This window comes from Pseudoalteromonas umbrosa (assembly GCF_030125375.1).
Taxonomy (GTDB): Bacteria; Pseudomonadota; Gammaproteobacteria; order Enterobacterales; family Alteromonadaceae; genus Pseudoalteromonas; species Pseudoalteromonas umbrosa.
In genome coordinates this window covers 35,693-47,524 of record NZ_JASJUU010000005.1, presented here as the reverse complement: position 1 = coordinate 47,524, position 11,832 = coordinate 35,693, and the positions used below count along the sequence as shown (strand labels likewise).

Sequence of the window (11,832 nt, the reverse complement as noted above, 5' to 3'; positions counted from 1 at the left end):
CATGATTAAACTTCCTTCTGAGTTAGCCATCAATAAAGTCGAAGAACTCTATCAGTCGTTCGTTCAAGAATTAGAGTCTGGCCAACCGATATGCATTGATATTAACGATGTTTCAAAGGTTGATACAGCTTCGATCCAAATGTTGTGTGCATTGCAAAAAAGGCTCATGAACTTTGATCAAAAAATAACTTGGCACGGTGATAGTCCTATCTTGTTTGAGTCTGTAGAACAACTTGGTTTAACCGAAATTTTATCCTTTAGCAGTAAGATTTAAGAGGTCAATATGAAAAAGATTTTAGCTGTGGATGATTCTGCTTCAATGCGACAAATGGTTGGCTTTACTCTTAAAAAAGCAGGGTTTGACGTCACAGAAGCAAAGGATGGTAGTGAGGCATTAAATTTGGCAAAGCAGCAGGGGTTTGACGCTGTGATATCTGATGTAAATATGCCAGTGATGGATGGGATCACGTTAATAAGGGAGTTACGCAGCTTACCAAATTATAAATTTACCCCACTACTGATGTTAACGACAGAATCAGGGCTTGATAAAAAAAGTGAAGGTAAAGCGGCAGGTGCAACTGGCTGGATTGTAAAGCCTTTTAATCCGGATCAATTATTAGCTGTATTGAAGAAAGTCATTCGCTAGTACCAACGAGGTATAGGCATGAGTATAGATTTAAGCCAGTTTTTTGATGTGTTCTTTGAGGAGAGCTTTGAAGGTCTTGATGCGATGGAAGCTGAGCTTCTTAATCTTGAGCCGGGTAAAGAAGATTCTGAGACCATTAATACCATCTTCAGGGCGGCGCATTCGATTAAAGGTGGCAGTGGTACATTTGGGTTTGTATCAGTGTCAGATTTCACACATGTACTCGAAACGTTACTTGATCAAATTAGAGATGGGCAAAGGACGCTGACCGCAGAGCATGTTAATTTACTTTTAAAGTCGGTTGACTGTGTTCGTGGATTATTAGGAGCTTTGCAAGCTGAAGAAGAACCAGATTTAAGCGAGTCAAATGAGCTAAAAGCACGATTTGAGGCAATACTCGGTGGGGAATCTGCAGAGGAAGCCGAGGGAGAACCACAAGAAGATACGACGCAAGCGCTACAAAGCACGACCTACCAAATAGATTTTAAGCCAGAGCCACATCTATTTAAAACGGGTAACGAGCCACTTTACATGTTTTCTGAATTGGCCGAGTTAGGCCAGTTGGAAGTGACAGCGTTTCATGATGGCATTCCTGACTTTTTGGAGTTTGACCCTGAGGACTGCTTTTTACACTGGAGGTTCTTTTTAACAACCAGTAAGCCTGAACAAGCCATTTCAGAAATCTTTGAATGGGTTGAAGATGATGCAGATATAAAAATTGAAGCATGCGGTGGCTTATTTGAAGATGATACAAATACGACAGAGGAAATAAATACATCAGAGGCTGCTGATTTACCTGATTCAAGTGCTGTCGCTGAAGTATCTGCACCCGAAATCAAGGCTGAAGCTTCACCCAAAGCAGACGAAAATATTGCAGCAGTACAGAAGAAGGTTGAGTCAGCCAAAAATACCAAGAAGTCAGCCGACTCTACCGCGACCTCTATTCGTGTTGGTATCGATAAGGTGGACTCTTTGATCAATATGGTTGGGGAACTGGTGATCACTCAGGCGATGCTTAGCCAGATAGGCGACCAAGAAATTACTGAATCGAGCATTGCAGCGCTTCAAGAGGGGTTAACACAGCTGGCCCATAATACGCGCGATTTACAAGAAAACGTCATGCGTATTCGTATGTTGCCTATCAGTTTTGTGTTTAGCCGTTTCCCTCGTTTGGTTCGAGATACTTCACAAAAGCTCAATAAACAAGTCGAATTAAAGCTAGTCGGTGAGCAAACAGAGCTAGATAAAACGGTGATGGAGAAGCTGTCAGATCCTATGGTGCACTTGGTGCGAAATTCATTAGATCACGGGTTGGAGACGCCAGAAGAGCGTATTGCCAACGGTAAAGACCCTGTTGGTACAGTGACTCTGAATGCGTTTCATCAAGGCGGCAATATTGTGATTGAAATCATGGATGATGGCAAAGGTTTGGATACTGAAAAAATACGCAGTAAAGCCATTACAAACGGTCTGATCAGCGAGTCGGATGACCTCAGTGTTGAGGAGGTTAATGAACTGATATTTATGCCTGGCTTCTCGACGGCCGACAGTGTAAGTGATATTTCTGGTCGTGGCGTGGGCATGGATGTGGTTAGAAGAAATATTCAAGCATTGAACGGCTCTGTTGAAGTCACTTCAAAGCAAGGGGTAGGCTCAACATTTACGATTAGATTGCCACTTACTCTGGCGATTCTTGATGGCCAGCTTGTTCAAGTTGCAACCCATACCTACATCATTCCTCTAATTTCTATTGTTGAGTCATTGCAAATTGATATCTCTAAAGTGAGTAAAGTTGGTAAGGGCTTGGAGGTGTTGAGGCTTCGCGATGAGTATATTCCGATTTTACGATTGTACGATATTTTTAGTCACCAAGGTGCTCGTGAAGAGTTAGATAAAACTTTGCTGGTTGTCGTTGAAAGCGATAACTACAAAATTGGTCTTTTGGTTGATGATTTACTGGCTCAGCAGCAAGTAGTGATTAAGAGCTTGGAAGCAAATTATCAAAAGGTTGATGGTATTTCAGGGGCGACCATTTTAGGCGATGGCACAGTATCGCTAATTATTGATATTAGTGGCCTCATTAAATTAAGTGGGCTACGTCGACCTGGCTCAACGGAATTGTTGGTTGATTTGAAAGGTGAGGAGGCAGAGCCAGTATGATCGATCAAGTCGAGGTAAATCAGCAGCTCATGTTTGATGGCGAGTCAGATGAAAAGCAGTTTTTGACCTTTATGATGCATGATGAAGAATACGGCATGGATATTTTAGCTGTTCAGGAAATTCGTGGTTGGGAGCCTGTGACCACAATTCCTAATTCACCGAACTTTGTAAGAGGGGCGATGAATTTACGCGGCACGATTGTACCAATTATCGATTTAAGGATGCGTTTTGGGATCAGCGCCATTGAGTATGGACCGCTTACCGTTGTCATCGTGGTCTCTGTGCAAATTAAAGATCAACAAAAAATTATGGGGCTAGTCGTGGACGCTGTATCTGATGTGTACAGCATTGCAGAAGAAAAAGCCAAAGATGTGCCTGATTTTCAGGACTCAGATAACGCTTATTTTGTGCACGGTTTAGTCAATGTAGGGCAAAAAATGGTTGTGCTTTTAAATCTAGAAAAGGTTTTAGATTTGAGTGATAAAAGTGGACTCAAAGGCTAATTGGGGGTCGAAATGAGCGAACAGAGTATCCAAAGCAGTATTAATAACAAGATTTTGGTAGCTGGTGTAATTCTGGTTATTAGTGTCATTGTTGGTGCTCAGCTAGGGCAAGCTGAATCAGAGCAAATTAGGATGGTAGCATTTACTATTCCATTGTTGGGCAGTGCGGCTGCTCTGATATTTTTAAAATTGGGTTTGTCGCCAGTGGTTGGAAAGCTTTCTGCGGTTTATTCTGCACTTCCTTTCATGACGGTAAGTAACCGAGAACAGTTTGAGCAGCTTGATTTATCAGATTTCCCCCAGCTTTATAGGCTGTTATCTAGAGTTGAAAGCCACGAAGATGAGCATGAAGACGACCATACAGAAAGCTTGCTACTTGCCTTGAAAGGTTGTCAAGCTAATATCATGGTGGCCGATGGTGATTTAAATATCGTCTACATGAACGATTCGGTTACTGCCATGTTGAGACAAAATGAGCACCAGCTTCGTAAAGATCTACCTAGTTTTAATGTCGCCACGACTATTGGCACTAACATAGATATGTTCCACGCTAACCCTAGTCATCAACGGAACTTGTTGGCCAGCTTACGTGAGGTGTATAAAACGCAAATAACTGTCTCAGGGCTCACCTTTGATTTAATAGCAACACCCGTTTTCAACAAGGATAATGAGCGTATTGCGACCTTGGTAGAATGGAAAGACTTAACAGAGCAATTGGCTTTAGAACAGAAACAGCAAAGAGAAGCAGCGAATAATGCGCGTATCTCCAGTGCCTTAGATGTGTGTCAGGCTAATGTGATGTTAGCTGATGATGATTGCAACATTGTATACGCTAATGACTCTGTGATCCGCATGCTGAGAAAAAATCAGACACAGCTACAAGAGGCGCTTCCTAGATTTAATGTCGATACATTAATAGGTCAAAATATCGATATCTTCCATGCAAACCCCAGCCATCAAAGAAACCTACTTAGTAATATGACTGAGACCTATGAGACAGACATTGACGTTGCAGGCTTTACTTTTGGCTTGATAGCAACACCTGTGCAAGACAGCAGTGGTAAGCGCCTTGGTACGGTAGTTGAGTGGGAAGATAAAACTGAACGTTTAGTGAGAGAGCGAGAGGAACGGCAGGCTGCCAATGAAAACCTCCGTGTGCGTCGTGCATTGGACAACGTTGCAACCAACACCATGATAGCTGACGGTCATTTTAATATTGTTTATATGAATGATGCTGTGACCTCAATGATGAAAAATGCAGAGCGTGATATACGTCAGGACTTACCTAATTTTGATTGCGCAAAATTGATAGGCGCAAACATTGATGTATTCCATAAAAATCCGGCTCATCAGCGCAGTATGGTGACGAACCTAACGGAGACTTATAAGACTGAAATTAAAGTGGGTGGCCGTACCTTCGGCTTGGTGGCAAACCCAATTATAGGTGACGGTGGTGATCGTATTGGCACTGTGGTTGAGTGGGAAGATAGAACGGACGAAGTCGCTATCGAGTCTGAGGTGAACGAGCTTGTAGAGTCTGCTCGTGATGGTAATTTGGCAGTGAGGCTTAATGAAAATAATAAAAAAGGGTTTTATCTACGGTTAGCACAAGGGCTGAATGGTTTAGTCTCACTAGTGGATGATGCTGTGTCTGATACGGTTAATATGTTAGATGCACTCGCAAATGGGGATTTAACACAAAGAATTAATGCGGATTACAATGGCGCATTCGACAAGCTCAAGCAGGATGCGAATACAACTGCAGATAAGCTCACTGAAGTACTCAATAGAATTAGTTCATCTGCGGCTATGGTTGCCAGTGGCGCAGAAGAGATCTCTCAAGGTAATGCGGACTTAAGTCAACGAACAGAAGAGCAAGCTTCATCGCTTGAAGAAACCGCTTCAAGTATGGAAGAGATGACTAGCACGGTTAGACAAAATGCAGACAATGCCAAAGTGGCCAACGAATTGGCTGCGGAGACCAGCGAAAAAGCCGCGACTGGTGGTGAAGTTGTGAATCGCGCTGTTGCAAGCATGTCTGAAATTAATGAGTCGAGTAAAAAGATTGCCGATATTATTAGTGTCATCGATGAAATCGCTTTTCAAACGAATTTACTTGCCCTGAATGCCGCAGTGGAAGCTGCTCGGGCTGGCGAGCAAGGGCGTGGCTTCGCCGTCGTGGCTGGCGAAGTGAGGAACTTAGCTCAGCGCTCAGCAGGTGCAGCAAAAGAAATTAAAGATTTAATTAGAGACAGTGTAGGCAAGGTCGAAGACGGTACGTTACTGGTGAATGAGTCGGGGGCGACTTTGAAAGAGATTGTTGCCGCCGTGAAGCGGGTTACGGAAATGATTTCCGATATTGCAGAGGCCTCAGAAGAGCAGAGCTCAGGCATTGAGCAAGTTAATAAAGCAGTATCGCAAATGGATGAAATGACTCAGCAAAATGCAGCATTGGTCGAACAGGCTTCAGCAGCCGGAGAGTCCATGGCTGAACAAGCGAACGATATGAGAAGGCTATTGAACTTCTTCAATGTAGGTGATTCTTCATCGTCAAGTACGCCAACACCGCTTAGTAATGTGCAGCCAGAAAGGCTGACAACATCGCAAAGGCCTGCGGTGCAAAATGGTCAAGGTCGACAGTTGAATAATACAACTGCCAATGTCACGGCTGATATTTCCCAAAGAGCACCAGAGCCTGCAAACCGTTTTGCTGATGACTCAGAAGAGTGGGAAGAGTTTTAATCTCAGCAGGTATATTAGAGCTGCCTCTAAGCTTAGCGAGGCAGTCTTAAATCGGCGGTATTTATTCGGCTGCTGTTATTCACACTATTTAAGCTTAATGAGCATATGAAAGAGTTTCCATTTACTGATACGGATTTTCAAAAGGTCTCTGAAAAAGTATATAGCGCATGTGGCATTGTATTGGGGCCACATAAGAGAGAAATGGTTTACTCACGCTTAGCGAGACGGATAAGGGCAAATGGTTTGAGCTCGTTTGAAGACTATTTAGCATTTTTAGATAGCAGCAGTGAGCAGGAGTTTAGTCATTTCATTAATGCGATCACAACGAATCTCACTTCTTTTTTTCGCGAGTCACATCATTTTGACTATTTGAAAAATAGCTTAATCCCGCGTATCAAAGAAGACAATAGGTTAACGAAGAGGGTGCGCTTTTGGTCGGCAGGTTGCTCAACAGGTGAGGAGCCTTACAGTATTGCGATGACAGTTGCTGGCGAGTTTCCATCTGATTGGGATGTCAAGGTGTTAGCTACTGACCTTGATTCAAATGTACTACACAAAGCAGCCGAAGGTGTTTACAGCAGCCAGTCTGTTACAGGGCTTGATGATAATCATCTGAGGAAGTGGTTTTTAAAAAGCAGTGACGGTAGTCAGTTTCGAGTAAAAGAGCAACTTAAAAGCTTTATCTATTTTAAGCGGCTAAATTTACTGGAACCCTGGCCAATGCGAGGCCCATTTGATTTGATATTTTGCAGAAACGTACTGATCTATTTTGATAAAGAAACGAAAGACACGCTATTTGACGGCTACCATCGAATGCTAGAGTCATCGCACGGTCACTTATTTATTGGTCATTCAGAAACCATGAGTAAAGAACGTAGCGATTTTAAGAATTTAGGCAAAACCATGTATAAGAGGATAGATGCATCATGAACCACTTTAGGCCAGTCATAAGCGGTTTTGAGCACGTAAAGCGCTTTTGGGATGCTGGGCGCAATACGGTTGTAGCTAAGGTCTTGCCGGGTGAGTTTTATGTCTCAAAAAATGATGAATTGATTTCTACAGTGCTAGGCTCTTGCATCGCCGCCTGTGTATATGATGAAAAGCTGGGGATCGGTGGTATGAACCATTTTATGCTACCAGGTGCTCAAAAGATGAAAGACATAACCAATGTACACTCTGATGATTTTAATTGTCGTTATGGCAATTGGGCTATGGAGTTCTTAATCAACGAAGTACTTAAAAATGGAGCAAGCCGCACAAATCTGAAGGTGAAGTTATTTGGTGGCGGTAAAATTATCAGCGCAATGACAGACATTGGCGTAGGCAATATCCGTTTTGCTCAGGCATATGTAGAAGAAGAAAACCTCGAGTTGGTCTCTCATGATGTAGGTGGTCCTTGGCCGAGAAAGGTTGTGTTTCACCCTCAGTCGGGTACTGCAAAGGTCAAGAAGCTAAGGCAGGTGCACAATGATACGATTGAGAAACGTGAGGTTAAGTACCTACATGATATCGAGGCACAAGATGCTAAAACCGATATCGAGCTATTTTAGAGTAATATGTGATGATAAAGGTTTTGATAGTAGACGACTCCCCCTTACTCAGAGCTGTCCTTAAGGCTGTGCTAGAGCAAGCCGGAGACATTGAGGTTGTTGGGGCTGCAAAAGACCCTTACGAAGCGAGGGACATGATAAAGGCATTGCAACCAGATGTCCTGACTCTGGATATAGAAATGCCGAAAATGAACGGTTTGAGCTTTCTTAAAAACCTCATGCGGTTACGACCAATGCCTGTTGTGATGTTGTCTACGCTTACCCAAAAGGGTTCCCCAGAGACACTCGAAGCGCTAGAAGTAGGTGCTGTTGATTTTATAGCTAAACCTATGTCGAATGTTGCTGAGCAGCTAGAAGCTTACGCGGATGTACTTTATCAAAAAATACGTACAGCCAGTCGCGCTAGAGTGCGTCCATTTAAAGCTGATAAGCAACTGGGTGCAAAGCCAGCGATCGCTTCAGATGCAAAATATCAAGCACGCAGTGTGATGGCAATTGGTGCTTCAACGGGGGGCACTGAGGCGCTGCGAGAGGTTTTAACGAAGTTACCAATCAACAGCCCACCTGTGGTGGTTACGCAGCATATCCCACCAGTATTTAGCTCATCTTTTGCGATGCGCATGGATAAGTGTTGTGAAGTGTCTGTCAAAGAGGCTGAGGAAGGCGATGAATTAGGTGTAGGAAAAGTGTTTATCGCCCCTGGTGACAAGCATTTATTGATTGTTCAAAAGGGCACTAAGTTAGTTTGCCAACTTAGTGATGGCGAGAAAGTAAATCGCCATAAGCCGGCCGTTGATGTCCTATTTGATTCGCTCGTCCCTATTGCAAAAAACGTCCATGCTGCACTGTTAACTGGCATGGGATCTGATGGTGCGCAGGGCCTTTTGCGGTTAAAAGATGCCGGAGCAAGTACTTTTGCACAGGATGAAGCATCATGTGTAGTATGGGGGATGCCCCGTGCGGCAGTTGAGTTAGATGCAGCGAGCAAAGTGGTGTCGCTGGATGCCATGGCAAAAGCGTTACTCCATTCTGCTAGCCGCTAGTGTTTTATTTCTCTTGTACTACCCAAGGTTGTGAAAACCAATGAAAACGGCCTTTGTGCGTTTTTGAAGGAGCGGTACAGTTATATCGAGAACGCCCGTTTGGTAAAGGTTCTGGTGTGGTCACAGTGACTTCGTGTTTTGTAGTCCAGGTTAATGTTGCTCTGCCAATACCAGATACAAAACATGCTAATTGACCTTGGCTAAAATCCATACTCTTAAACGACATTGTAAATGATGGTTTTCGTTCTGTTGTGACTGAGTTGGTGTAAATCAGCTTGTCAATGTCGAATGGGATCGAATTAATTTTTACTTTGAGTGTCTTTAAATTGCTATAAATACCAGAAGAGGGGAATCTAGGTACACGGGTAAAATCTGTTGTTGGGCCCACAGCACCTGAATGCTGACCTATGCCTATGAGGCCTAACTCCTTAACAAGCTTCTGCAATGCACTATTAAACTCCCCATAGGGGTAAGCAATATAAGGGTAATTGTGTCCAATCTCTGCATTGATCCGTTGTTGAGACCAAGTAAGGTCATGTCTGATACGTTTTTCCCATTGCAGCTCAGTTTCACCGTCTTTGCGTAAGTGCAGATAGTCATGCTTGGCGCTGTGGTTAGCGATGATGGCGCCGCGTTTTGATAGGGTTCTCAATTCATCCCATGTCATGACATAGCTTTGTCCTTCGTCAATTAACTGCGGATTGACAAAGATAGTATAGGGAAAGTTATAAGTTTCTAATAATGGTGCTGCGGCTTCAATATTGTTGTCATAGCCATCATCAAAGGTGATTGCAACCGTATTCACAGGCAGAGACTTACCTTGTTGTACATGCTCAATGAACTTATCAAGAGCAATGACGTTGTAATTGCCCTTTTTCAAAAACTCTAAGTGGGTTTTGAATGTGTCCTCACTGACACTCGTTACCGGTGGCAGTTTCTCACTGACATGATGATATTGTAATATAGTCGCACTGTGTGCTTGAGCACTGACTAAACCAACAAATAGAATTAAATTATGAAGCTTTTTCATTACCTGCGTACACCTTATCATATTCCACTACTTACTCTCGCAGCGCCGATGATCTTATCAAATATTTCGGTCCCCCTGTTAGGATTAGTTGATACGGCTGTTATTGGGCATTTAAGTCATGCTCATTACTTAGCGGGTATCGCATTGGGCTCGGGCAGCATTGCCTTACTATTTTGGTTAGCCAGTTTTTTGCGTATGAGCACGACAGGTGAAATCGCACAGGCTTTTGGTGAGCAAAATCAAGCACGTTCATATCAATCCTTATTGGCCAGTTTGGCGATTGCAATGCTATTTGCTTTGACCTTAGTTGCATCCTCTCCATTTTTACTCGACATGATTGAGCGTTTGGCAAAACCGAGTGTGGAGGTGATGGAGCAAGCATCATTATACTTTTCAATTCGTATATACAGTGCACCAGCAGCCATGATGAATTTGGTCTTGTTGGGCTTTATGCTCGGGCTGCAATATGGCAAAGGGCCTTTTTATATTGTGTTATTTACGAACTTGGTGAATATCATTTTAGATTTACTGTTTGTCATCGGGTTTGAATGGGGCGTAGCCGGCGCGGCTTGGGCATCAGTGATTGCCGATTACAGTGCTTTAATATTGGCGCTTTATTTGACCGCTGCATTACTCAAAAGAAAGGGGTGGACGTTTGCTTGGCTAATGCCCAATCGGGCACACTTGCTGCATTTACTTACACTTAATAAAGATATTTTTATTCGCTCTTTGGTATTGCAATTGTGCTTTAGCTTTATGACTTTTTATGGTGCGCGATTAGGAGAGAATACACTGGCCGCCAATGCTGTCTTACTCAACTTTTTAATGTTGGTTAGCTTTGCAATGGATGGAATTGCGTATGCGGTAGAGGCCAAAGTTGGCCAAGCCAAAGGAGCAAAAGATGTTGAAAAGCTCAAAACTTGGGTCGCTGTAAGTATTCTATGGGGCAGCCTTTTTGCTGTGTTGTATTGTTTCGTATTTGCGCTATTTGGACCTAGTATTATTGGCATGCTTACCACAATCCCAAGTGTGGTCGACACAGCCTTAGTGTACTTACCTTGGCTGATTATATTGCCATTGATAGCAATGAGTTGCTTTTTATTTGATGGTGTTTTTGTCGGGTTAACTAGAGCACGTGAAATGCGCAATAGCATGATATTTTCGGCGCTATTTGGGTTTTTCTTACCGGTATTTTTATTGCTAGATCATGGCAACCATGCACTTTGGTTGGCCATGACCTGTTTTATGGCACTGCGCGGTATTACTTTGATTTACCGTTATCGAAAGCTCGACGGGCAGAATTCCTTGCTGAAATAACCTGCGAGAAGCGATTTGCAAAAATCCCAAGGTATCCATAACCTGCGATACCTAACGCTGGGAAAAGCACCGCAAGACCTGCAATGCGCCAACTCGGATCATGGTAATAACTCAATGCGAACAGACCCATCGCGAGTACAAAAATACCAATACCCGTAAAAAAGAATTTTAAACTGCGCTTGGGGTTGGAGCCCAAGCGGTAAATATACTGCGTTAACATGCTGGTGGATTAGTAGTAAGAGTGGTCACCACGTGCGTGCTCAGTGATATCGCGCACACCTGTGATTTCGTCAAACTTGGCAATCATTTCTTTTTCAATGCCTTCTTTTAGGGTGACATCGATCATCGAGCAGCCATTACAACCGCCTCCAAACTGCAGTACAGCAATGCCTTCTTCTGTGATCTCAACTAAGCTCACTTGACCGCCATGGTTGGCTAATTGCGGATTAACGTCAGTGACAAGCATATGTTCAACACGCTCTGCTAGTGATGCATCATCTTTAAGCTTTTTCGCTTTAGCGTTAGGCGCTTTTAGGGTGAGTTGGCTGCCCATTTTGTCAGTAACAAAATCGATTTCTGCTTCTTCTAAGAAAGGCGCACTTTCTGCATCAACAATGGCATCAAAACCATTGAAGTTGAAGCGCATATCGCTTTCTTCTACAGCATCTGCAGGACAGTAAGATACACCACACTCAGCTTGTGCTGTGCCTGGGTTTACAACAAATACACGGATACTCGTGCCATCGGCTTGATCGCTAAGTAGCTTAGCAAAATGGGTTTGGGCTGATTCAGAAATTGTGATCATAATCTGGCTATACTTGACTAATTTACTCGGTTACTT

At 43.3% G+C, this 11,832-nt stretch carries 12 protein-coding genes; 9 read left to right on the top strand and 3 right to left on the bottom strand.

Features of this window, described 5'->3' with window-relative positions; all coding sequences use genetic code 11:
- Window position 1: 1 nt before the first annotated feature.
- From QNM16_RS17395 to QNM16_RS17360, 8 genes are all read left to right on the top strand, one after another.
- A complete protein-coding gene (locus tag QNM16_RS17395) occupies window positions 2-274 on the top strand; it encodes an STAS domain-containing protein (protein WP_284021678.1) in 273 nt (90 codons plus the stop codon).
- 9 nt (window positions 275-283) lie between these two features.
- Entirely contained in the window at window positions 284-646 is a 363-nt protein-coding gene (locus QNM16_RS17390) for a response regulator (protein ID WP_046355948.1), read from the top strand.
- Window positions 647-664: 18 nt separating this feature from the next.
- Window positions 665-2,806, top strand: coding sequence for a chemotaxis protein CheA (locus QNM16_RS17385; RefSeq protein ID WP_284021677.1), 2,142 nt, complete (start codon window positions 665-667; stop codon window positions 2,804-2,806).
- The gene (locus tag QNM16_RS17380; protein ID WP_237135545.1) at window positions 2,803-3,309 is read left to right on the top strand and encodes a chemotaxis protein CheW; all 507 of its coding nucleotides are present in this window, start codon (window positions 2,803-2,805) and stop codon (window positions 3,307-3,309) included. The genes QNM16_RS17385 and QNM16_RS17380 overlap by 4 nt, the downstream gene beginning before the upstream one ends.
- Before the next feature lie 12 nt (window positions 3,310-3,321).
- Complete coding sequence (locus tag QNM16_RS17375; RefSeq protein WP_284021676.1) at window positions 3,322-6,051, top strand: methyl-accepting chemotaxis protein; 2,730 nt, start codon at window positions 3,322-3,324, stop codon at window positions 6,049-6,051.
- A gap of 105 nt (window positions 6,052-6,156) precedes the next feature.
- Window positions 6,157-6,981, top strand: a complete 825-nt coding sequence (locus QNM16_RS17370; RefSeq protein ID WP_284021675.1) for a CheR family methyltransferase — start codon at window positions 6,157-6,159, stop codon at window positions 6,979-6,981.
- Window positions 6,978-7,601: a chemoreceptor glutamine deamidase CheD gene (cheD, locus tag QNM16_RS17365; RefSeq protein WP_284021674.1), complete on the top strand. Its 624-nt coding sequence runs from the start codon at window positions 6,978-6,980 to the stop codon at window positions 7,599-7,601. The genes QNM16_RS17370 and cheD overlap by 4 nt, the downstream gene beginning before the upstream one ends.
- Window positions 7,602-7,612: 11 nt before the next feature.
- Complete coding sequence (locus QNM16_RS17360; protein ID WP_284021809.1) at window positions 7,613-8,644, top strand: protein-glutamate methylesterase/protein-glutamine glutaminase; 1,032 nt, start codon at window positions 7,613-7,615, stop codon at window positions 8,642-8,644.
- A gap of 4 nt (window positions 8,645-8,648) precedes the next feature.
- Here QNM16_RS17360 and QNM16_RS17355 read toward each other — a convergent pair whose 3' ends face one another.
- Window positions 8,649-9,695 carry a polysaccharide deacetylase family protein gene (locus QNM16_RS17355; RefSeq protein WP_284021673.1) on the bottom strand — a complete coding sequence of 349 codons (1,047 nt, stop codon included), beginning with the start codon at window positions 9,693-9,695 and terminating at the stop codon, window positions 8,649-8,651.
- On the opposite strand from QNM16_RS17355, the gene dinF reads away from it, so the two are divergent.
- Window positions 9,660-10,991 carry an MATE family efflux transporter DinF gene (gene dinF, locus QNM16_RS17350; protein ID WP_417710162.1) on the top strand — a complete coding sequence of 444 codons (1,332 nt, stop codon included), beginning with the start codon at window positions 9,660-9,662 and terminating at the stop codon, window positions 10,989-10,991. The genes QNM16_RS17355 and dinF overlap by 36 nt on opposite strands.
- On the opposite strand, the gene QNM16_RS17345 is transcribed toward dinF, so the two are convergent.
- Both QNM16_RS17345 and nfuA read right to left on the bottom strand, forming a co-directional pair.
- On the bottom strand, window positions 10,936-11,211 hold the full coding sequence (locus QNM16_RS17345; protein ID WP_284021672.1) for a hypothetical protein: 276 nt from the start codon (window positions 11,209-11,211) through the stop codon (window positions 10,936-10,938). The two genes, dinF and QNM16_RS17345, sit on opposite strands and share 56 nt — an antisense overlap.
- Before the next feature lie 9 nt (window positions 11,212-11,220).
- Window positions 11,221-11,796 carry a Fe-S biogenesis protein NfuA gene (nfuA, locus tag QNM16_RS17340; RefSeq protein WP_063361239.1) on the bottom strand — a complete coding sequence of 192 codons (576 nt, stop codon included), beginning with the start codon at window positions 11,794-11,796 and terminating at the stop codon, window positions 11,221-11,223.
- Window positions 11,797-11,832: the final 36 nt, after the last annotated feature.

Bases quoted from the DNA above. Each gene is read 5' to 3' on its own strand.
- QNM16_RS17345 (WP_284021672.1), bottom strand. From the start codon at position 11,211: ATGTTAACGCAGTATATTTACCGCTTGGGCTCCAACCCCAAGCGCAGT.
- QNM16_RS17360 (WP_284021809.1), top strand. From the start codon at position 7,613: ATGATAAAGGTTTTGATAGTAGACGACTCCCCCTTACTCAGAGCTGTC.
- QNM16_RS17390 (WP_046355948.1), top strand. From the start codon at position 284: ATGAAAAAGATTTTAGCTGTGGATGATTCTGCTTCAATGCGACAAATG.
- dinF (WP_417710162.1), top strand. From the start codon at position 9,660: ATGAAGCTTTTTCATTACCTGCGTACACCTTATCATATTCCACTACTT.
- QNM16_RS17355 (WP_284021673.1), bottom strand. From the start codon at position 9,695: ATGATAAGGTGTACGCAGGTAATGAAAAAGCTTCATAATTTAATTCTA.
- nfuA (WP_063361239.1), bottom strand. From the start codon at position 11,796: ATGATCACAATTTCTGAATCAGCCCAAACCCATTTTGCTAAGCTACTT.
- QNM16_RS17370 (WP_284021675.1), top strand. From the start codon at position 6,157: ATGAAAGAGTTTCCATTTACTGATACGGATTTTCAAAAGGTCTCTGAA.
- cheD (WP_284021674.1), top strand. From the start codon at position 6,978: ATGAACCACTTTAGGCCAGTCATAAGCGGTTTTGAGCACGTAAAGCGC.
- QNM16_RS17385 (WP_284021677.1), top strand. From the start codon at position 665: ATGAGTATAGATTTAAGCCAGTTTTTTGATGTGTTCTTTGAGGAGAGC.
- QNM16_RS17395 (WP_284021678.1), top strand. From the start codon at position 2: ATGATTAAACTTCCTTCTGAGTTAGCCATCAATAAAGTCGAAGAACTC.
- QNM16_RS17375 (WP_284021676.1), top strand. From the start codon at position 3,322: ATGAGCGAACAGAGTATCCAAAGCAGTATTAATAACAAGATTTTGGTA.
- QNM16_RS17380 (WP_237135545.1), top strand. From the start codon at position 2,803: ATGATCGATCAAGTCGAGGTAAATCAGCAGCTCATGTTTGATGGCGAG.